Genomic DNA, 22,479 nt, shown 5'->3' with positions numbered 1-22,479 from the left:
GCACCTTTGTTAACCAATGTTGGCGCCTCATGGTTCATCGCGTACCCGGCAGGTCCTGCCATCGGCCAGGGGAACCACTCGTTGAAAGCCTGACCTTAAAATTCGACTGATCCAGATAAAATATTATGAATTAAATGCAGATATCTTGATTTTAAGGCTTGAATGAATCCGGTAACCAGAGACTATGTTTCAATCGATGGATATTTCCCGAATTTTTGACGATTTCAGGGCAAAGCTCAATGAAGAGGTTATGAGTAAGCTTGAAAGCTGGCTGGATACCCTGATAAGCATGCTTCCCGAGATGGTGATGGCGCTGCTCGTGCTGGTCATATTCTTTGTCATTGGCAAGCTGGTTCGCAAGACCCTGCACAAATTGCTCTCCAAGGCGACCGTCAATAAAACCGTCATAGATCTGCTGGAGACCGTTGCGGGCATAGTGGTCATTGGGATCGGTATCTTCATAGCCCTCGGGGTCTTGAACCTGGACGGGGCGGTAACCTCGCTGTTGGCCGGTGCCGGTATTGTAGGTCTGGCTTTAGGTTTTGCCTTTCAGGATATTGCGTCCAATTTTATTTCAGGCATTATCCTGACCATACGTCATCCATTTGGCATCGGAGATATTATTGAGACCAACGACATCTATGGTACCGTGCAGAAGCTGAACCTGAGAAATACCATCCTGCAGACTCCCCAGGGGCAGACGATTTATATTCCCAATAAAATAGTCTTCGAGAATCCGCTGACAAACTATACGGGTAATGGGCAACGCAGGATTGATCTCGCCTGTGGCATCTCGTATGGCGATGATCTGAAGAAAGCCCGCAGCCTGGCTATCGAGGCCATCGAGGAGCTTGAAGGATATAACAGTGACCGTGAAATTCTGTTTTTCTACGAAGAGTTTGGGGGCAGTTCCATCAATTTCAAGGTCTGCTTCTGGGTTAACTTCCGTACGAATCCCGACTTCCTGGACATGCGCAGCGAAGCGATTATTGCAATCAATGAGAAGTTCAACGAACACGATATCATGATTCCGTTCCCCATTCGCACGCTCGATTTTGGAATTCGGGGGGGCGAAAAACTGGACAGCATGCTGCAGGGGTTTGGAAAAGACAGCCAGGATCAGGACACCGCGGGCAGTTCCAAACAGGAATAGTGCACCGCTGGCATCCGGAGGCTGACGGTATGGTTAGAATCGGGGATTCACGATGTTGTTGTATATGGAACCGAAGCTGTAGGCAATACCCATGGATACGCGGTAGGAGTAGGAAGTAGACTGTTGCCGCAGGTTGAGCAGCTGCTCGGCGTCGCTGATGTCACCTTTTGGAATATACAGCTGGTCGTGGATAATGGCATAGCGGCTGTTGACATTGAACGACAGTCCCCGGAATATCCTGACATCGAGTTCCAGGTCGACTTCGAAGCGATTTTTGGTGAAGTCGTGAAGAAAGGTCGTTGCGTCCAACCGGCCCTCGAATTCTCCCCAGGGTTGATTTATTTGAACGTTGGTACGCAGCCTCTGCCGGACCAGTGTTTCATGCATCTTTCCATAAATCGTTTCCTCTTGGTACTCATAATAGTTGGGGGCAAGGCTGTACATGATGCTGAATTCGCGCTGGGCATATTCCCGGTACGGAAAAAGGTTGTATTCAACAGCCGGGCTTCCGTAAACCCCCAGCTCAATGTTATTCCTGGTAGAGCGGTTTGCTTCTGCAAAAATACCCACCGACCAGTGATCAGAGAGGCTTTGAACTACGGTCCCGTCCAGTTCCTGCCCGCGGGTTATAAAAATATCCGTGGAATCATCCCTGTCAAAACTTCGTCGATCATAGTCCCAGTCATAATTGAGCCGTATTTTCAGCTCTTCTGAAATCCGGTCGGCATCGGCCCCGGTGCTCAGGAAGAATTGGTTCTGGCTTTGTTCTCCCCGCAGTGAGGTGTAGGCATATACTTCAAAAACCCAGTAGTTCCAGTCATCGGCTAGCGCTGAAGGTGATGTACGCTCTTCCCGGGGCTCGTATCTTATCTCCATCTGCTTGATAACCGGCATTGAAGACAGGTAGGGCACCAGTCCTAAGCCGATACGATTCACAAGCCCCTGTTGCCGTTCTTCCTGTGTATCGGAGGCCGAGGAGATATACCGGTAGGTATTGTCCTGCCCTTCATACTCCCGGCTACCGATGAACCGCATGGTATATTCAAAACCGCCGCTGCCCGTAGATTGACGTGTAATCAGCAGGTGCAGTTCCGCATCTTCTTTATTACGGACATAATTGATATAGGTCAACTCATTTCGGATGTAGGTTTCGCTGCATCTTCTGCAATCGAGAAAAACATCAACGGTCTGGTCCTCGGATGATGAGGAGGGGGTTTGACTTTTACTGATCCCGTTGAAACCAAGAAAGATGGTCAGGACGATGAGTAGTTTTGTTCTGAAGCGCATAGATATGTTTGACTTGAAAAAAAATTCGGGCTATAAATAAAATTTTTAGCTGACAATCACCAATGAATAGTTCCCAAAAGGAAGATTTTTTTGAGAGGATCGGCTTCGGGGAGGGGCGGGCAGCAAGAAAACGAGGCTGACTGCCCCCCGGCCTGTCCTTTTTCTACTTCAGCAATCTATTCAAGTAGTTGGTATAGGTGCTGTAAAGCAGCACGTAGCTGGAAGTGTTGAAAGCTACCCCGTGAGCTCCGGGAGGATAAATTCGGAGATCCGCGTCTTTGCCCTGGCTTGTCAGCTGCGTTATCAGCTGCATGGTGTTCTGGATGTGAACATTTTCATCCATCGCGGAATGGGCGATAAAAAGGTGCCCCTGCAGATTCTCCGCATGGGTAGAAGCGGCACTCTGCTCGTAGGCCTCCAGATTGTTGTCAAGCAGTCCCATATAACGTTCGGTATAGATGCTGTCGTACAGCCGCCAGTCGGTGACCGGGGCTCCGGCAATACCCACTTTGAACACATCGGGATGCGTAAGCATGGTATAGGTGGTCATATAACCGCCGTAACTGTGCCCGCGGATGGCCATGCGTGAACTGTCAACCCAGTTTTTCCGCCCCATATACTGTGCCGTTTCAACAAAGTCGTTCGCTTCCCATTTGCCCAGCTGTTTGTAGACCGCTTTTTCAAAAGCCTTTCCATAGCCCCCGCTGCCCCGGTTGTTGACATTGACGATGACGTAGCCCTCTTGTGCGAGATACTGTCGCCAGCCGGAAGATTCCCACGAATTGTAGACTCCCTGGGCCCCCGGTCCGCCATAAATATTCAGCAGCAGCGGGTACGACTCTGTGGAATCGAAATCGATGGGCTTGATCATATAGCCGTCCAGTTGCTGCCCGTCGGAAGTAGTAAAGGAAAAGAGTTCACGTGGGGCATAGACGTGGTTCTCAGTAAATTCCTTGACCGATGCGTTGTCTTCTAATACCTCCAGCTTTCCTTTTTTCGTCTCCCAGAGCTCAACCTGTGTTGGAGTGTCAACGTTGGAATACCGGTCCAGGTAGTAGGTGGTGTTGGGACTCATGTCGATCTGATGGGTACCAGTGGTGCGTGTATATCGCCGTTTGTCGCTGCCGTCGAAGCGTATGGAATAGAGATGGCGTTCGAGCGGAGAGATCTCGGTTGAGGTGTAGTAGATTCGGTTGTTGTCATAGTTGACCCTATGTACGTAGGTTACCTCCCAGTCTCCGCGGGTCACTTGGTTTTTGAGATTGCCCTCATAGTCATATCGGTAGATGTGGCTCCATCCGTCCCGGTCGCTGATCCAGAAGAATTCCTCACGTTCCGGTGGGAAGAAGAACAGGTGATTGATACCGGCAAAGAAATCAAAGACGTCGATCCAGGCATCCGACTGCTCTTGCATAACCAACTTGCTTTCTCCAGAGCTTACATCACTGAAATAGAGCTTTAGGTGGTTCTGGGGACGATTCAAGTGTACAACGGCAAGCTGTCCCTCTTCGGACGTCCAATACAGGCGTGGAATGTAACCGTCATCGGGGATATCAACCCATTGCTGTTCCGTTGATTCTACATTGACGACCCCGATCTTTACCGTGGGGTTGACGTCTCCCACTTTGGGATAGGGAATTTTTTCATATTCGGGGTGCTGATTTTCATAACTGGTCATTTGGAAGAGGTGAACGTCACGCTCGTCTGTTTGCCAGTAGGCAATGTACTTGCTGTCGGGCGACCATTGCCAGGCCTGGGCCAGACCAAACTCTTCTTCATAGACCCAGCCGAAGCGCCCGTTGTAAAAATATTCATCACCGCTGTCGGTTAGCCGGGTTTCTTCTTCTGCTTCAATATCATAAACAAAAAGATCACCGTCTCGCTCGTAGCCGATTTTGCGACCATTGGGAGAAAGCTCGGCCGTGCGGGCATCTTCCACCAGCAGGCGGAGGGTTTGGTTTTCCACCGAATAAAGGTAATAGTCGGAGATGCCGGAGCGGCGGTATACGGGGCGGAAGTTGGACTGAAAAACCAGATATTTGGAATCTTCGGACCATTGGAACGAGGAGTATTCAAAGGTCGAGTCGGCAGCGGGGAAGGTGTGTTCTTCGGCATTGAAGATCAGCACATCTTCACCGGTGGCAGGGTTGTAGGCCCTGATTTCCATGCTGTTTGTCTTCTCATTGCGCTGCATATAGGAGTAGCGTTCCCCTCCGTCAATCCATTTGACGTTCTGGGGGCCGCTTGAGCTGCGTAAGCCGCTGCTCAGCAAGGCGTCGCCGATTTCAGTATATCGCTCCTTCTGCTGCGCCTGACTCTGCAGCTGAAAAATGATCAGCGAGAAGAACAGGGTACAAACGAAAAACTTGATACTCTTTGGTAGTGATTGTGTCATAAGTCTGTTGGTGAATTATTCGAGGCTTTGAAAATCAGAAGCAGTTTCGTAAAACAGAAAGATGAAAATAAGAAATTCTGAGCGTAAAAATTGTAAGGTTCTATTAATTCTGAGAGGCCTCTTCAGCCAATAAGAACCTGGAAGACAATCATGAGGGCAACGGCTATGGTAACGGTTGTGGCAACGGTGGATGAGTTGCTGTCTTCCAGGGCGTCTGGTATGAGTTCCGAAAAGACCATCCATATCATGGCGCCCCCTGCAAAGCCAAGGCCCATCGGCAGGTACTGCCGGAAGATTTCAACGAAGATGAAGGCCGGTACGGCCATAAGAGGTTGAGGGAGACTCGAGAAGATACTCCACCAGGCCGCTTTCAGCGGGCTTGCCCCCCGGGGGATCAATACCAAGCTGATGGCCAGGCCTTCGGGGATGTTGTGAACAGCGATGGCTGTGGTTATAAACAGCCCGAGGTCCAGCCCGCCGCTGAAAGAAACACCTACGCTGACTCCCTCCGTGAAAGAATGGAGCGTCATGATGCCGACAATGAGCAGCATTTTAGTACTGTCGGCATTACTGATGTTGGCAATGGAAAACTGCCCGTTGTAGCGGTCAAGGATGCGCTGGCTGCCAATGATGAACAGAAGTCCGATGATGATCCCCCAGAAGGTGTACCAGAGATCGTAGTTGAGGCCCTCGTAGATCAGGCCGAAACTGGCTGCAAGCATCAGTCCGGATGCTATGGCGTTGGAGATGCCCACCCACCTGTGCTGGAGATTTTTGAATATCATAAAAGGCAGGGCCCCCAACCCGGTAGCCACAGCCGTGATCATGGCATAGTAAAAGACTTGGGCTTCTGGACTTGAGAGAAGATCGGACATCGGTCTGTTCGGTTTATTATTCAGGCATTAGCAGGTATGCACTGGTTTTAAAACAGTTTTTCCAGGAAATGGCCGGTGTAGTAGGCCAGGACTGCCGCTATGGTACCCAGCAGTAGTGTTTCGCCAATGCTTTTCAGTTTGCTGGTTTGAGTGACAATGGATTTGAGGAATCCTATGCCTACAAAAGACAAAGAGGTCAAAATGATGGAGCTGGTAAAAAGATGATTCAATGGGGCACTGGTAACATAATCAAGAATATAGATCAACAGAGGTACCAGGCCGACTATAATGAAGGAGATAAACGTGACGATGCCCATTGCCAGAGGTGATTTCGACCGTTTCATCATGGCGAGTTCTTCCTTCATCATCACATCGACCCAGCGTTCTTTATCATTTGTGATCACGGTTACGACTTTTTCAAGCAACGGGCCCTCAAAGCCTTTTTCCCTGAAAATATTGCGGACTTCTTCGGTTTCCTGTTCCGGCATATTCTCAACTTCCCAGTGCTCCCGGCGTTCATGCTTCCTGAAGTTTTCTAGCTCACTTTTATTGGAAAGATAGCTGCCAACGGACATGGAAAACCCATCCGCAATTAAATTGGCAAAACCGAGAATGATAATGATGGCAGGGGCCAGGTCGGCGCCGGCCGAGCCGGCCACGACGGCAAAAGTGGTTACACTGCCGTCAATACCGCCGTAAACAAATTCTGCGAGGTATTTTTGATTCCTGCTGAGCCAGCCGGGATCCCTGTAATCCTCGTCCAGACTATGGTTGAGCTCATTTTTCATTGATACATGACTGACGTCATTAGCCGGGGGTAGCTGCTATTATGCAAAGATACGGCCCGCCCCCTTTAATCTCTAACAGAGCACTGAATTTAGAAAAGGATTAAATAGTCGCAAGAGTTTGGCGACATGCCCATCCATATCCGGCCATTGCTGGTCAGGCGAGCTCCGGCTACTGCGTCAGATCCTCGATGATAGCATCAATTTTGTGTTCAAGACGGCGGGTTGTGGCTTCAAACTCTTCCCGGCTTTCAAGGTCCGTATTGACGCTGCAATAGAACTTGATCTTGGGTTCTGTACCCGAAGGACGAACGGAGATCATGGAACCGTCTTCCGTTATAAACTGAAGCACATTGGATTTGGGCAGATCAATGGCTGTTGCCGATCCGGAACGCAGGTCTTTCTCTTGTTGTATCTGGTAGTCCTTGATGGTAACCACTTCAGACCCGCCGAGTTCGTTCGGTGGCTGTTCGCGGTAGCGGGCCAGCATCTTCTTGATTTCACGGGCGCCCTCCCGTCCTTTCTTGTAGATAGAAACCAATCGTTCCCTGAAGTAACCATACTGCTCATAGATATCAAGCAATGTCTCGTAAAGGCTGCTGCCCTTGTCCTTGTAAAAAGCCGCCATTTCTGCAATGATGACTGCTGAGACAATGGCATCCTTGTCGCGTACATGCTCGCCGATGAGGTATCCGTAACTTTCCTCCCCTCCGGCAATAAACTGCTGTGTTCCCTCCAGCCTGGTCATCAGCTCGCCAATATACTTGAAGCCGGTCAGGGTATTGTAGCAGGTGACATTGTAATGGTCGGCTATGCGGTCAATCAGGTAGGAGGTCACAATGGTCTTGACAATATATTCCCTGCCTGTCAGTTTTCCCGCCTTCTGCCAGGCGTCGAGCATATAGTTGATGATCAGGGTACCGGTCTGGTTCCCGTTGAGCAGCGTCCAATCGTCGTGATGATCCTTGACGGCAATGCCCACGCGGTCAGCATCGGGATCCGTAGCCATGACCAGTTCGGCATCAATGGACTTTGCTTTGTCCAGAGCCATTGACAGGGCTTCCTGCTCTTCCGGATTGGGATATTCCACGGTCGGGAAATTGCCGTCAAAGCTCATCTGTTCTTCCACGTACGAGACGTTTTCGAAGCCGTAGCGTTCCATTGCCGGGGGCACCAGCACACCGGAGGTTCCGTGGATGGGGGAGAAGACAATGCTTAAATCCTTTTGTCTTTCTATGGCATCCGGGGAAACTGAAAGGGCAGCTAGAGCTTCAATATATTTTTCATCAATCTCGGCGCCGATCATTTCAATATGCTCATTAACACCGTCAAAGTTTACTTCCTCAACGTCATTTATCTTCTGAACCTCCTCCATCACCTGCTTGTCATGCGGGGATACAAGCTGTCCGCCGTTGGGACCATAGGCTTTGTAGCCGTTATACTCTTTGGGGTTATGCGATGCAGTAAGCATGACGCCCCCGTGGCAGCCGAGCTCGCGGATGGCAAATGAAAGCTCCGGGGTGGGGCGCAGGCTGTCGAAGAGGTAAACGTGGATGCCGTTGGCAGAGAAAATATCGGCCACGGTACGGGCCAGGCTGTTCGAATTATTGCGGCAGTCGTGGGCGATAACGACTTTTATATCTTCATCAGGATGATTTTTCAGCAGAAAATTACTGAACCCCTGCGTAGCCATGCCGAAGGTGTACTTGTTAACCCGATTCGGGCCAACCCCCATGATGCCCCGGATGCCGCCGGTGCCAAATTCCATCTCTTTGTAGAAAGCATCCGTCAGCTCCTCATAATTCTCCTGGTCCAGTTTTTCCCTGATGATCGCCTTGGTCTCCTCATCATAGTTACCATTCAGCCACTCTTGAATCTTCTCTCGTATCGCCGGGTCTAATGTTTGCATAATATTAAGTCTAAGATGAATTGAATGTTCTTTTTAAAGAAAGTACTGTTTCCCTTCAATTTTGTCTACTCCCTTTTGCTCCAGTGACTGTTATGTATCGGACCAATCCACTTTTTTTGCCAGCAGCCATGCCCCGATAATGATCAGGGGCAGGCTCAACCACTGTCCCATGTTGATTGCCCACTCATTAGCGAAGGCGGCCTGGTTGATTTTAGTGAACTCGAGCAGGAAGCGTCCGCTGAATAGCAGGACCAGGAAAAGCCCGAAGATGGCACCTTCCGGCGGCTGCTGGCGGTACTTCTTGTACAGGGCCCAGAGAACCGCGAAGATGACCACACAAAGCAGGGCCTCGTAGAGCATGGTGGGGTGCCGCGGAAGCATCTGTTCGGCGGCGCTGAGGCCGTGGGCGTTTTCAAAAATAACCCCCCAGGGCAGATCGGTGGGTTTTCCAATGATTTCCGAGTTAACAAAGTTACCCGTTCGGATAAAAGCACCCCCGATGGCAACCACGATAACGACCCGGTCGGCAATCCAGAGAAAGTTCATTCCGCGCACCTTCTGGATATATAGGTACATCGCCAGCAGAATGCCGATGGCCGCCCCGTGGCTGGCCAGCCCACCGTTCCAGATGGCCAGAATCTGGCCCGGGTAACGGAAATAAAAGGCCGGATCATAAAAAAGGACGTGGCCAAGGCGTGCCCCTATGATGGTTCCGATCATGACGTAGGTAAGCAGCTTGTCCAGTTCTTCCTGGGTACGGCCGGCGGCCTCGTACATCCTTCGCATTAACAGGTAGCCGACAATAAAGGCCGATGCAAAGAGCAGCCCGTACCATCGGGGACGGATAGGACCAATTTCAGAGATCGACGGCGATGGAAGCAACAGGAATAAGAGCTGTCCCAGTATAAAAGACCCGATAACCAGCCCCCAGAATTTCCATAACGGGATTTCCGGTTCTTCGTTGCGCGGCAGGTTTTCAGGAACCAGCCTTTGATAACCCAGGTAGATAAACACAAAGGCGGCGACAAGGCCCCATATGGCAACCGGGAAGGGCAAATGAAGAGTGCCAAGATCAAAAGCTACCGGGTCAGCACTCCAGACAAGATGATCAGATTGTTGCATAGGAATTTGTTATGAGTAATAGTTGTAACGTTTCGGCTATCGGGGCAGCCATTGACAGCTGTGGGAAATGCCCAACAGGTATGTGCCCGTGATGGCGTTCTGACACTATGGCCGCCCGGATTTGTTCAGCTTATTTTAAAATCAGTACCTTCAGGATTATCCATCAGCTCAATGCCCATAGCATTCAGTCGGTCGCGGATGGCATCGGCAAGGTCGAAGTTCTTGTTGCTGCGGGCTTCGTTCCGGAATTCTATCAACAGCTCTACCAGCTGCCCGGTCTTGTCCTTTTTATTTTCGGTGGCTGCTTCGATCCGGGGCCATAATCCCAGTACGCCATCCGCAAATGCGCGAAGAAGCTCCTGCATATCTGCTATGTTTTCCGGGGTACTGCCGCTGTTGATCTGTTTCCTGATTTTTTTGAGCTCTTCAAAGAGTACAGCAATAGACTGGGCTGTGTTGAAATCATCATTCAGCTTTTCCTCCAGGCTGTTCTTCAGTTGATCAACCGGGTAGGGGGCGCCGCTGCCGTTTTCGGCGTTGTCGATGAGTTGCAGTATCTCCTGGAGGTTGTTCAGGCCGCTTTCGGCCCCGGCCAGCGCTTCTTCAGAAAAGTCTGTAGTACTTCGGTAATGGCTTTGCAACAGGAAAAAGCGTATAACCTGCGGGTCCCAGGCGCGGCTGAGCAAGTCATGTTCACCAGAAAAAAACTGGTCAAGAGAGATCGCATTGCCCAGCGATTTGCCCATCTTCTGTCCCTCCAGGGTCACCATGTTGTTGTGCATCCAGTAGCTGGCAAAAGGCTGGTCAAAGGCGCATTCGCTCTGGGCTATCTCGCATTCATGATGAGGAAACTGATTGTCCATGCCGCCGCCGTGGATATCAAAATGGGGGCCGAGATACTTGGTTGCCATGGCCGAGCACTCCACGTGCCACCCGGGATAGCCCATTCCCCAGGGGGATGGCCATTTCATCAGATGACCGTCATCGGCTTTTTTCCAGAGTGCAAAATCTTCGGGCGACCGCTTGTCGCCGGCCGTTTCAATGCGGGTACCGCTTTCCTGGTCTTCCACCGAACGGCCGCTGAGTTTGCCGTATTCCTTGTCCGAAGAGACATCAAAATAGACATTGCCGTTGGTCTCATAGGCATGCCCTTTTTCGATGAGCTTCTTGACCATCTCAATCTGCTCAATGATATGGCCGGTGGCCCGGGGTGAGATATCCGGCCGCTTTACGCCCAGCTTGTCCATGTCGCGGAAGTAATTATAAGTGTACTTCTCCGCAATTTCCATCGGCTCCAGCTTCTCAATAGCAGCCTGCTTTTCCAGTTTGTCTTCTCCCTGGTCGGCATCATCGGTCAGATGACCGACGTCGGTGATATTCTGAATGTACCGCACTTTGTAGCCGAGATAGCGCAGGTAGCGGACTACGACATCGAAGGAGACATAGCTTTTGGCATGCCCGAGGTGCGGGTCGCCATAGACGGTGGGACCGCAGACGTAGATGCCGACAAAATTATCGTTGATGGGTTTAAACTGTTCTTTACGGCGGCTAAGGGTGTTATAAATATGTAGATGGTCCATCTAAAGGTTGCTTAATACTCGGTTGCAAATTTTTCAGAATATCAATGCATGCTAAGATAATATTTACCGTGGAGAGTTGATAGTGTGGTCTGTCGGCCGGCCAATTGCCCACAGCACCACCGGAGCGAGGGGGAAGTGAAATATTGTGAACCTCTGGAGTTGCTTGCAAAAGAAGGGGACTTGTCATGAGCAAGCATGTCCCGTTTTACAGAGAATACCGTTGTCAAAAAAAAGGAAGAGGCGCGTTGTCGATGAAGAAGCGTTTTTTCGTGGAAAAGTCCCTGATTCCCGGCAAGGGGTGCCGGCTGTTAAGCAACACTCAGCATTTTTTTGATAGTGAGTTTTAACGGGGCGATCGGCCAGCCTGTACTAATTGCCAGAGGAAGTATCCGCGGCCGCTGTATCGGCCGGGCTATCCTTTTGACCGCGGCCAAAAAGGTCCCGAATAGTATTTCCGGCTTTGTTTTTAAGGTATTCCCGCACAATGGGTTTGATCACACTTTGGTCAGGGCGAACGGAGGGATTTTCATAGGTGCCGGTAATCTGCAGGGGCACCATGATGGTCCCGTTCTTGCGGGTCAGTGCATTGGCCGCCTGGCTGGTGATCACCGGAGCGATATTTTCTTTATAGCGACCCGGCAGGATCAGGGAGACATGGAAGTTAATCTTGTCGGTTTGCAGGTGCTGAGTACCGTTGAGCTCCATGCCGAGATCACTGCTGGTGAGGGTAAGATCAGAAATCGTAAGAACATTGTTCTTGACTGATATAGCGCTTTTCCACTGGTCAAGCGCGATGTCGCGCAGGGCGTTGATCTTGACGAAGTCGGCCATGCTCTGCTGGAGGGGATGATTGTGGATCCGGGCCTTGCTCATGCCCATGGTGCCGTCCAGCAGTGTCGTGGGAAGGAGGGGATTCAACTCGCTGTCAATTTCAGTAGTATATTCCACATCGGAGCTGAAGGTGCCGGTGATGAATTTATAGAACTGGCTGTCGCGTCCGAGAATGGGATATTCCTCAAAGAAAGACTCAAGACGGAGACTGTCGAGAGATCCCTTGAAATTAAAAGTGGAAGGGCGGTCGTCCGGGATTTCCCAGACCATCGTGCCTTCCGCTTCGCCCTCAAAAAGGGTTACCGACGCCTGGGTCAGGTTGATTTGCGAGGGGGTGGATGTGGCCCTGGCCTGCAGGCTCTGCATGGTGACCCCCGTAATTTTCATGCGGTCGATCTGGGCACTGAAATCGCCGTTGAGGTCGGGGAGTTCGAGATTGAAGGTGGAGGTGGTATCGCTCCAGTCGATCAGCTCGTCCAGGTCCAGGTAGTTGCCCCGGTATTGTCCGGTAAGACGGGGAGTGGTTGTCCGGTCCTCCTCGTCCTTGAGGTATTCCATATAACTGCTGAGCGAGCCGCTCAGATTGATATCGGAGGAGCCCATATTGAAGGTCAGCTTGTTGAGTGTTGCTTTCTGAGGGGTCAGCGAGAAGGTCCCGTTGAGCTCCGACACCGGCTCGCGCAGCGATTCGCCGTCCATGCTGGCATCAGCTACCGTGAGCTTGCCGGAAAAAGCCATGGCAGCTGGGTTGTTGGCCGGCCCCTCCACGTTCAGGTTAAAGTCGGCATTCCCGGTGAGTTCCCTGACATCCGGGGCGAGGTCATAGTAATTGCTGATCTCCCGGAGGCGGGCGTTCCCCCGGGTTTTCAGGTTCAGCGTGCGATCTTCGCTCAGGTAGTTATTGATAACCCCGGTTGCCTGAACGCTGTTATCCCCGCTCTGCATGCTTCCTTCCACGATGGTCATGCGCGGGCCTTCCAAGACCGACTCAAAGGTGATGCTGCGAAAGGGCTTGTCAAATTTTTGATAGTCCACATAGCCGTTCTTGAGGTTTATGCTTCCGCTTTGAACGGCCTGCTCAATCTGGTCGGCCCGGCCGTCAAGGGTTGCCTGGGCGGTGAGCATGCCCTCCATCTGCAGAGTGTCCTCGTCGATGGGATAAAAATCCTTGATCGTTGCCAGGTCAAACCGCAGATTGGTGTCCATGGCAATATAACGGTTGCTTTCGTCGAGCAGGTTTTGAATTTGTCCGTCGGCGGACAGTGAGTTTTCAGCCGCCTGCAGGCTCAGGCTGCGGATAGTGAACAGTTCCTGGGTTCCCGCTGCATCAATATTGATGTTCTGGATGGCTTTGGGGACCTCTTGGTACTTTAACATGCCGTCGGCCAGTACGGCTTTGCCGTCGAAGGCCACGTCTTCCGGCTCTTCGAGGGGGCCTTCAGCCCTGGCATCCAGGTTAAGCTGGCCGTCCAGCCGTTCAATATTCAGTTCAGTGATATCATAAAACTGATGTACTGTGGCGAGGTCCAGGTCGGCTACAAAATCCATAGCGAAGGTACCGCTGTCCTCAAGCGGTTCGTTAACCGTGCCCGATCCGTGCAGCGTATTGGCGCCGGCTATGGCATTAAAGGTCTTAATGGTGATCAGTTCGTTGGTGGCATTGGCGGCAATCTGGATATCCTCGACGGGCTGGGGAAGGTCGGGATCTTTCAGGTAGCCGTCCTGTACGTTAATACGAACGTCAAACCGGGGAATGCTGTCGTTTGTCACGGGTCCCCGGATGATGCCGCCGAGGTCGAGGGAGCCGCGGCTTTCGAAGTTTTCAATGGATTCGGAATACGATTCAGGCACCAGGCGCAGGAGATCACCGAAATTGTCGGAGGAAGAGCTGAAGGTAAGGTCGACAGTCAAGGTCTGGCTCCAGCTGCTGAGTGAACCGTTCAGGTCCATGGCCAGGCCCCGTATGGCAAAGGTGCCTTCCTGAATACTAAGCCGTTCGCTCTCACTGTGCAGCGTCGATTTCTGGGTGAGGTGCACGGGGAGGCCATTTAGATAGTTGACGCTGTCGACCGTGGCATGGAGGCCGCCGATGTTCACGTCGATGGTGCTTTGAATGGAGTCGGCATAGGTTAGAGAGAGGTCGCCACTGGTACTCTCAAACCTGACGGTGGTGTTGGTGGTAAAGTCCCGGTAGCCCAGGTCGCCGCTGCTAACCCTGAAGTATGGAATGTCGATGTTGTAGCTGTCAGATGAGGGGGGCTCCGTATCCCCATCTGTTGCCATAAAATCGAGATTGGTGGAGCTGTCGGCATAAATGGTGTAGGTAAAGCGGGGGGCATCGAGCTGGAGTTCCGTGATATTGATCTCATCGCGGAAAAGAGGAAAGAGGGCGACGCCTGCGACCAGCCGGTCCATGGTCAGCAGGGTGTCTTGTTCGGTGTTACCGGGAATATAGATCTTGTTGACTTCCACACCCGGGTGGGGGAAGGTACTGAAGAAAGTAGCTGACATGTTTTCTACTTCCACCGGGCGTCCCACCGACGCTTCAATATAGGGCACAAGCAGGTTCTGCAGTCGCTCATTGGTAAAATAAAGATTCAGCCCTACGACAAGGACCAGCAGCAGCGCAGCGATTGCAGCCATAATCTTGAGAAAAGTCTTCATGGAAGCTGTCCCGTTCCTTAAATTAAATTATTGGCAATAAGGTATATAAAAACCCAATTTATTGTTTCAAGTTCCTTATGTTATAAATAACTGCAACTGATCGTATAACAGCAATTTTTATTACACCATGATAAACTGGGGATCGGGACTTAACAACCCTAAATTCAAGCAGCGCCGGAAGGCCCTTGTCGAGAAGCTTCGCAAGAAAGGCATTAAGGATCAGCGTGTACTGGAAGCCATCCAGATGGTGGCCCGGCACGTGTTTGTGGATACGGCGCTGCAGGATCGGGCTTACCAGGATTCGGCCCTCCCCATTGGTAAGAAACAAACCATCTCCCAGCCCTATACGGTGGCTCGTCAAACTGAATTGCTGGAGGTTAAGCCGGGAGAAAAAGTGCTGGAGATTGGTACCGGATCCGGCTACCAGGCCGCCGTTCTCTGTGAGCTGGGAGCACAGGTGTATACCGTCGAGCGGCACAAAAAGCTTTATGAGAAAGCACGGGAAACCTTGCACGAGCTGGGGTATTCCATACATGCCAAACTGGGCGACGGAACGCGCGGGTGGTCGGCCTATGCCCCCTATGATGCGATTGTTGTTACCGCCGGGGCTCCGGTGGTGCCTGATGATCTGGTGGCCCAGCTCAATGTGAATGGGCGGCTGGTGGTTCCGGTGGGCGATGAGAACCGGCAGGAGATGGTTCGGATCATCAAAATCCGGGAGGGGGAGTTTGAGGAAGAACATTACAGCGACTTCAAATTTGTGCCTCTTATCGGAGAACAAGGATGGAAAGAGTGATTATGAATTATGACTTGTGAACTTTAACTTCCCGATTCGATACTGTTGTTCAGTACGGGTCTTTCATTTTAATTCATAACGCTGTTTCTGCCTTTGCCTGACGCCGATCACTCTCGCTACGATTTCAAGAAAAAGACTTCCTGGAGAGAAGCTCCCTTTCTTCTGATCAAGGGGTTCCTGATGGGTTCCGCCGATATCGTGCCCGGTGTCAGCGGCGGCACGATGGCGCTGATTGTGGGTATCTATACCCGGTTGATCAATGCGATCCGCAGTTTTGATCTCGGTTTTGTAAAAAGCCTGTTTACCTTTCGCTTCAGGGAGGCCCTGGAGGAAGTGGACTGGAAGTTTATGCTACTGCTGCTTTCCGGCATGGCCTGTGCGGTGTTATTCTTTACCAAGGTGGTGCCCCTGCAGGTCTTCATGTTTACCGATCCGGAACTGATCTACGGGCTGTTTTTCGGGCTCATCGTAGGATCCATTGTGGTACTGGCACGAGCTATTGATGGCTTTGACTGGACCCATGGACTGTCGCTGATTGCCGGGGCCCTGGTTGGTTTCTGGGTCGTCAACCTGGTGCCCACAGCTACCCCGGAATCACCGATTTTTGTGCTTCTAACGGGCTCTATTGCTATTTGTGCGATGATTTTGCCGGGCATTTCGGGTTCCTACATCCTGCTCATCATGCGCAAGTACGACTTTGTCCTTTCGCAGATCGGGAAGCTGGGCACCGCTGAAACCGCGAGCGGTTTGATTACGCTTATCCCCTTTGGCATCGGGGCTGTCTTTGGACTGGCCCTTTTTTCACGCATCCTGTCGTGGCTGCTGGACCGCTACGAAGCCAGGACTCTTGCCCTGCTCATCGGCTTCCTGATCGGCTCTCTCTATGTTATATGGCCGTACCAGGATCGCACCTATGCAGAAATCATCACAAAAGAGGAGGTCATTGCCTACGACAGTGCCGAGGCGCGAGAGCTTCGCGCTGCTCCTCCGAATAAACAACAGCCCAAATTCCAGCGTCTGGGCAAGGTCGTAAATCCTGATGCTGAATTGGTTCAACGGAAGAAAGTGGAGCTTCAGACGGTCAAGCAGAAGCTGATCAAAAGTGATCCCTATGTGCCCTATCTGACGGTGGAGGGGCCCCGGACCAACCATTTTATGGATGGGATCTGGGGTGTACTCGTGGGCCTGGTGATGGTTGTGGGGCTTGATTATTTGCGAGCGAAAGAGTAATGTTTTGGGGGAAGGGCTAACGCTATTTCATCATCTTTAAATACCTGCTATATGGAGACCATTAAAAAAATACTGGTACCTACCGATTTCTCGGAAAACGCATCCCTGGCTTACCCGCACAGCCAGGAAATTGCACACCGGTTTGGGGCGAAGATCGATTTTATACACATCATTCCCACGCTGAGATACTTTAATGAGAGTGTTTCCCGGCTCGGCGTGCCGCTCGACATGGAAGAAGATCTGTATCCAAAGGCGCAAGAGGAGGCTATTCAAAAGATGAAGGAACTGATGGCGTCTCATATTTCGGAGGAGCACCGGGGAAAGGCTATCTGCCGCATTGCCCGCAAGCCCTGGTCAATGATGGCCGAACTGGCTGAAAAAAAACTGTATGATCTGGTTGTGATGGCTTCCAAAGGACGCCATGAGTCGCACCTGCTGCGGGGGTCCACAACGGAGAAAATGATACGTCATTCGACTACGCCGGTCTTTACTGTGGATGCTACATTATCTTCCGAGGGACTGGAACGAATTTTAGTGCCGACCGACGGTTCCAGGCTTTCACTATCCGCCCTGCCGATGGCTCTCTCCCTGGCCGATATCTACCATGCAGAAATTATATTTTATCATGCCGTGGAGCTCTACGGGAGTCCGATGGATGAAGGGTGGGAAGGAGATCCCGATAAGACGGAGGAAGCGAACATCTACGAGGCATTCCTGGATCATCTCGAGGAGTACCTGCAAAGCGACCAAAAAAATACGGTTCATATTGCAAGAGGGGAGTCGGACTTCCATGATGAATTCCTGGTTACGGATGAAGGCTCCAGGCATGGTATTCCCTTTCAAACCGTCATTGAGAAAAGCGTGACAGCCCACGTCGGCATCGAAAACTATGCGGCTGATTATGCTGATCTTGTCGTTATGGCCACCCACGGGCACAGCGGGTGGGCCCACCTCTTCCTGGGCTCTACCACAGAGAAAGTGGCCCAGTACCTTGATATCCCGGTGGTAACCATCAAGCCCGACCCTTCTGCGCTTAAGGAGCGGTAGCCGCCGGATGCTCGGGAACCTTGTACAATCACGACCGCTTTTCATATCCGGTATGTCGGGACTTTATTTTTAATTGAGAGTAATATCTGATATGTTGGTTGCTTCAATTAGAAAATCAGACCATAATTGTTTATGCCCGAACTTATCACCATTGAAGAGCTCATGGCGATGGGGCTCCCACCAATCATCATCTATGCTGCTCCTGTCATGTTTGCTCTTGTTTTTCTGGAATGGGGGATAAGTGCCTGGCGGAAATGGGATCTGTATGACAGCAAGGACTTCTGGGCTTCTACAGCTATCGGGGTAGGCAACATTATTGTGAGCTCCCTTACCAAGGTAAGCATTTTTGCGCTCGTCCTTTTTTTCTACAACATGGTGCCCTGGCGGGTTCCTCATACCTGGTGGTCGTATGTATTATGCTTTTTTGTCCTTGACTTCTGCCGGTATTGGGCTCACCGCATTGCCCACGAGCAGCGTATCTGGTGGGCTACGCATGTGCCGCACCATTCCTCAGAGCAGTATAATTTTTCGGTTTCCTTTCGTCTTTCATGGGTGCAGGGGTTCAAAGTGATCTTTTTTCTGCCGGTGGCGCTGGCAGGGTTTCACCCGGTTGTGTTCTTTATCTGTCACCAGATTGCCGTATTGTACCAATTTTGGATTCATACCGAGCTTATTGACAAGCTCCCACGGCCCATAGAATTCTTTTTCACCACGCCTTCCCACCATCGGGTGCATCACGCAAAGGATGATCACTACCTGGATAAAAACTACGGTTCCACGTTCATCATCTGGGACCGCATGTTCGGCACCTTTCAGCCCGAACTCAACACGCCGAACTATGGGATCACCAAACCCCCTGAGTCATACAATCCCATCTATCTTGTATTTCATGAATTTATCGCCATATGGAAAGACTTGCAGGAGGCTGAGGGATGGCGGGAGTGGCTGTTTATCCTGTTTGCAAGTCCCGCCGAACAGGCCCGCGTGGAAAAAGAGCAGCAGGGAGAAGCGGAGAACCCCGCAACAGTTCCTGTGGGCGAGAAGTAGAGACGCCTGAAGGAAGCTCCAGCCGCCGGGGAGCGACGGTCACAAATTAGAAATATGGATTACCCATAATTATCCGTATCTTGCCGCTCTGGTGTTACGTGAATCCCACCTATTCGTTTAAACAGGTTCTTACATCCCTCTCTCAGGTCTGTCGGCGCCTCTCGTTTTATGTACGTTGTAGGATGGCAGCATATCGTGCTGGTACGATACGTATATTTTGTGTGCGTCAGGTTTATAATAATTCTCATTTACTTTTATTTACTATATGACAGATTCAACTTTCGCTGAGCTTAATCTCAGTCAACCAATTCTTCAGGGACTCACGGATATGGGCTTTGAAGAGCCAACGCCTGTTCAGGAACAATGCATCCCCCCGCTGTTGACACAACAGGACGTAGTGGGACAAGCCCAGACCGGGACGGGCAAAACCGCTGCCTTCGGTATTCCCGTTGTCCAGCAGACTGATATCAGTATCCAGCAGGTACAGACTATTATTATGTGTCCCACCCGTGAACTGGCCATCCAGGTGACGGGTGAACTTATTAAAATCGGGAAACACCTGAATGGATTGCACGTGGTGCCCGTTTATGGAGGGCAATCCATCTCAAGGCAGATTAAAGCACTCAAGCGGGGGGCACATATTGTTGTGGGTACGCCCGGGCGCACCATCGATCACCTTCGCCGGGGTACGATGAAACTGGACAGCCTGCAGCGCGTTGTCTTCGACGAAGCAGACGAAATGCTTAATATGGGCTTCCGGAATGATATGGAACAAATCCTGTCGTACGCTGATGGACCGGTACAGACCATCATGTTTTCAGCAACCATGTCAAAAGGCATTCGCAAGATTATGAAGCGCTACATGAATGATCCCCAGACCATTGCCATCGAGCGTAAAAAGATGACGGCGCCCAATATTGAACAGTATGTGGTTGAAGTTCGCGATTCTGTTCGTACGGAAGCAATTTGCCGGTACATGGATATTAATGATTTCAAGCTGGCCCTGGTATTTTGCAACACCAAGCGCAAAACGGAAGAAGTAAGCCGGGAGCTTCGATCCCGGGGTTATGGTTCTGATTTTATCAACGGCGACCTGAGCCAGAACCAGCGCGACCGGGTGATGGCAAAATTCCGCAGCGGTACTATTGACGTGCTCGTTGGAACAGACGTTGCCGCCCGGGGGCTCGATATTGACGATATTGACGCCGTATTCAACTACGATATCCCGCAGGACCCCGAGTATTACGTGCACCGCATCGGGCGAACGGGCAGGGCCGGACGCTCCGGCATGGCGTTTACATTTGCGACCAAACGTAAAAAGAAACAGCTTCGCACTATTGAACGACAGATAAAAAGGAGTCTGAATCCACTGGAACTGCCTTCGGCAGCGGATGTTCAGAAATCACGTTCCGCAGACACACTCGAAGGGATGACAGAAGTCCTGGAAAAGGGAGATCTGCGTCCCTTCATTGAACAGATTGAATCGTTCCAGGATGATCGTTTCACGACAATCGAGATTGCTGCGGCTCTTTTGAAGAACGCCACCGAGGGTTCGGTGGTAGAAGGTGACTCCCCGGAAAAGCAGCAGTATGAGGATTCCTCAATGATCAAAATGCATTTTAATGTGGGCAAAAAGAATAACGTATACCCGGGCGATCTGGTAGGAGCCATTGCCGGTGAATCCAACATTCCGGGCAATGTGATCGGGAATATAGACATCTTCCCGCATCATTCCTTCGTGGATATCCCGGGCAAGCATGTGAACCAGCTGCTGCAGGTTATGAACCGAAATCGCGTGAAAGGTAAGAAAATTCGTGTAAAAGTGGCCTAAGCACGGGTTCTGTTGTTTACATTTCACAGCTCATTAAAAAAGCGGATGCTTGTTATCAAAGGCATCCGCTTTTTATGTTAAAGGAAGGCAGGGATGTTTAATTCTTTGTCAGCTCTATGTTCATGATCAGCGTTATTTGGTTCACCCGCTGCGTCTGTGCTACTGTGAACTACGTCAGACTCCATCTTGCCGGTGGTATCTGTTCGTGCAGGAAGAGGTCACCGGTGACTCCGTACCGGAAATTGCCTGTTTCCAAGGACCATGGAATCAAACGCCAGTATGGTTTCAGAGTAAACTTTTCCCGCTCTCAAATCCGCTTCCTTCAGCTTCCGCAAACCGTTAAAGTATTGAAAAATCCGATCCCCGCTGGGATGACAAGGTATTTCTCCTGGAATCGGTTCTCGGAATGGTGGGGAGCAATTTTTTACAGGATCGCTGTTGCATCAGACATAAGACAAGTTTTAGCTGATGCGGATTAAAAAAACGAGGCCCCGGGCATCTGCCATTGATGTAACGCACCAGGTAGATTGATTGATGGAGATGGGATCGGGCACTCAGCTAATTTTCTGGGGGCGTGCGGCTCCCAGGCCCATAAAAAGTTTAGCAATGGTAACCAGAAACAGGAACAGGATGGGAATAAACCAGGCACCGCTTAAATCATGAAGGGCTCCAAAAAAAGTGGGGCCGACGGCCGCCAGCAGGTAGCCGATCGATTGCGCCATGCCAGAGAGCTCGGTGGCCGTCTGGGTATCGGATGTACGCAGTACTATGAAAAGAAGAGCCAGCCCGAAGCTGCCCCCCAGTGAGAAGCCAATGAGAGAGACCCACAACCCTACCCAGTACATATCGGGTTCGGGAAACAGAAGGCCTGCCAGGCTTATGATTTCCAGGATGAGCAGCAGCCATACCAGACTCCGCTGGTCTTTTTTCTTCTCCGCCCAGAAGGGGAGGGCAATGGATCCCAGCACGCCCATGCCCTGGGAGAGGGAGAGCATCCAGCCTGCGGTGTTGGCCGTGAGTCCGCGGTCCTGCAAAATCTCGGGCAGCCAGGCCAGGATCACATAGAAGGCCAGCGACTGAAGGCCCATGAACAGGGCTACCTTCCATGCCTTCCCGGAACGGCCGAGGTCCTGCAGTGCTTTCCGAAAGCTCTTGTCGTTTTTCGGTAGCGTCAGATCTTTTAGCTGGGGAAGCCATACAAAAAAAGCAATGGCTGATACGATGCCCCATGCTCCCAGCGCCCAGTGCCAGCCCCAGTTGAAATCGAATGCCAGGGGGACACTGACACCGGCTGCAATAGTGGCACCGAGTCCCAGCACACTGGAATACACGCTGGTCATGATTCCGGTATGATTTGGGAAATCACGCTTGACAATGCTGGGCAGCAGTACATTGCCAAAGGCAATAGCGATACCTGCCAGCAGGGTGCCTCCGAAAAGGGCTGCGTTGGTTGGAATAACCCGCAGGAAAAGTCCACCGGTTAGGAGAGCCAGGGCTGCTGCCAGGGTCCCCTCGATGCCAAGGCGACGGGTAAAAAGAGGGGTGAGGGTTGAAAGCACGCCAAAGGCGAGCAGGGGCAGGGTGGTAAGAAGCCCCAGCATGGTGTTGGAAAGTCCCGTTGTGTCACGAATGGCACCTATCAGGGGCCCAACGCCTGCAAGAGCGGGTCTCATGTTAATGGCAATGAGAATGATACCACTGATGAGCAATACATTCTGAGCTGTTGTGTTTTGCTGGTAGGGAGAAGAAGCCGCCATTGAAAATTTAATGATCGTCCATATTATGGGTCTGCAGGGCCGGACAAAGATACAAAACTGAATGGTCGATTCCTGATGGCATTATTTATTTATATTCTATGGGTTTCATAAAGATTATAAATGTGAATGTTTTTCTTCGGTTCACGGTTTTATTAGGCAAAATGTGAATG

At 51.2% G+C, this 22,479-nt stretch carries 15 protein-coding genes; 6 read left to right on the top strand and 9 right to left on the bottom strand.

Translation table 11 applies throughout. The features are described from left to right. Window positions 1-196 precede the first annotated feature (196 nt). A complete protein-coding gene (locus FN808_RS06030; protein ID WP_142713657.1) occupies window positions 197-1,153 on the top strand; it encodes a mechanosensitive ion channel family protein in 957 nt (318 codons plus the stop codon). A gap of 33 nt (window positions 1,154-1,186) precedes the next feature. Here the strand turns inward: FN808_RS06030 and FN808_RS06025 are convergent, their stop codons facing one another. From FN808_RS06025 to FN808_RS05985, 8 genes are all read right to left on the bottom strand, one after another. After that, a complete protein-coding gene (locus FN808_RS06025) occupies window positions 1,187-2,440 on the bottom strand; it encodes a hypothetical protein (protein ID WP_142713656.1) in 1,254 nt (417 codons plus the stop codon). Between the two features lie 163 nt (window positions 2,441-2,603). Then, complete coding sequence (locus FN808_RS06020) at window positions 2,604-4,835, bottom strand: S9 family peptidase (protein ID WP_142713655.1); 2,232 nt, start codon at window positions 4,833-4,835, stop codon at window positions 2,604-2,606. A 122-nt stretch (window positions 4,836-4,957) separates the two neighbouring features. Further along, window positions 4,958-5,710: a ZIP family metal transporter gene (locus tag FN808_RS06015; protein WP_142713654.1), complete on the bottom strand. Its 753-nt coding sequence runs from the start codon at window positions 5,708-5,710 to the stop codon at window positions 4,958-4,960. 47 nt (window positions 5,711-5,757) lie between these two features. Beyond that, window positions 5,758-6,498 (bottom strand): VIT1/CCC1 transporter family protein, encoded by a 741-nt coding sequence (locus tag FN808_RS06010; RefSeq protein ID WP_142713653.1) that lies wholly within the window; start codon window positions 6,496-6,498, stop codon window positions 5,758-5,760. 169 nt (window positions 6,499-6,667) lie between these two features. Further along, window positions 6,668-8,404, bottom strand: a complete 1,737-nt coding sequence (locus FN808_RS06005) for a phospho-sugar mutase (RefSeq protein ID WP_142713652.1) — start codon at window positions 8,402-8,404, stop codon at window positions 6,668-6,670. A gap of 90 nt (window positions 8,405-8,494) precedes the next feature. Next, a complete protein-coding gene (gene lgt, locus FN808_RS06000; protein WP_142713651.1) occupies window positions 8,495-9,526 on the bottom strand; it encodes a prolipoprotein diacylglyceryl transferase in 1,032 nt (343 codons plus the stop codon). 125 nt (window positions 9,527-9,651) lie between these two features. Beyond that, entirely contained in the window at window positions 9,652-11,106 is a 1,455-nt protein-coding gene (gene cysS, locus FN808_RS05995) for a cysteine--tRNA ligase (RefSeq protein ID WP_142713650.1), read from the bottom strand. Between the two features lie 369 nt (window positions 11,107-11,475). Continuing rightward, window positions 11,476-14,601 (bottom strand): AsmA family protein, encoded by a 3,126-nt coding sequence (locus FN808_RS05985; protein WP_142713649.1) that lies wholly within the window; start codon window positions 14,599-14,601, stop codon window positions 11,476-11,478. A gap of 127 nt (window positions 14,602-14,728) precedes the next feature. On the opposite strand from FN808_RS05985, the gene FN808_RS05980 reads away from it, so the two are divergent. The 5 genes from FN808_RS05980 to FN808_RS05960 all read left to right on the top strand — a co-directional run bounded on the left by FN808_RS05980 (window position 14,729) and on the right by FN808_RS05960 (window position 20,552). Further along, window positions 14,729-15,397, top strand: coding sequence for a protein-L-isoaspartate(D-aspartate) O-methyltransferase (locus FN808_RS05980; RefSeq protein ID WP_142713648.1), 669 nt, complete (start codon window positions 14,729-14,731; stop codon window positions 15,395-15,397). 93 nt (window positions 15,398-15,490) lie between these two features. Beyond that, window positions 15,491-16,627: a DUF368 domain-containing protein gene (locus tag FN808_RS05975; protein ID WP_246068286.1), complete on the top strand. Its 1,137-nt coding sequence runs from the start codon at window positions 15,491-15,493 to the stop codon at window positions 16,625-16,627. Window positions 16,628-16,678: 51 nt separating this feature from the next. After that, the gene (locus FN808_RS05970) at window positions 16,679-17,674 is read left to right on the top strand and encodes a universal stress protein (RefSeq protein ID WP_142713647.1); all 996 of its coding nucleotides are present in this window, start codon (window positions 16,679-16,681) and stop codon (window positions 17,672-17,674) included. Between the two features lie 132 nt (window positions 17,675-17,806). Next, window positions 17,807-18,721, top strand: a complete 915-nt coding sequence (locus FN808_RS05965; RefSeq protein WP_142713646.1) for a sterol desaturase family protein — start codon at window positions 17,807-17,809, stop codon at window positions 18,719-18,721. 265 nt (window positions 18,722-18,986) lie between these two features. Next, window positions 18,987-20,552, top strand: a complete 1,566-nt coding sequence (locus tag FN808_RS05960; protein ID WP_142713645.1) for a DEAD/DEAH box helicase — start codon at window positions 18,987-18,989, stop codon at window positions 20,550-20,552. Window positions 20,553-21,106: 554 nt separating this feature from the next. On the opposite strand, the gene FN808_RS05955 is transcribed toward FN808_RS05960, so the two are convergent. After that, a complete protein-coding gene (locus FN808_RS05955; RefSeq protein ID WP_142713644.1) occupies window positions 21,107-22,309 on the bottom strand; it encodes a CynX/NimT family MFS transporter in 1,203 nt (400 codons plus the stop codon). Between the last annotated feature and the right edge of the window lie 170 nt (window positions 22,310-22,479).

The organism is Fodinibius sediminis (assembly GCF_900182555.1).
Taxonomy (GTDB): Bacteria; Bacteroidota; Rhodothermia; order Balneolales; family Balneolaceae; genus Fodinibius; species Fodinibius sediminis.
Note: the sequence above shows the minus strand (reverse complement) of the source record. Positions and strands in the feature narration are given on the sequence as shown.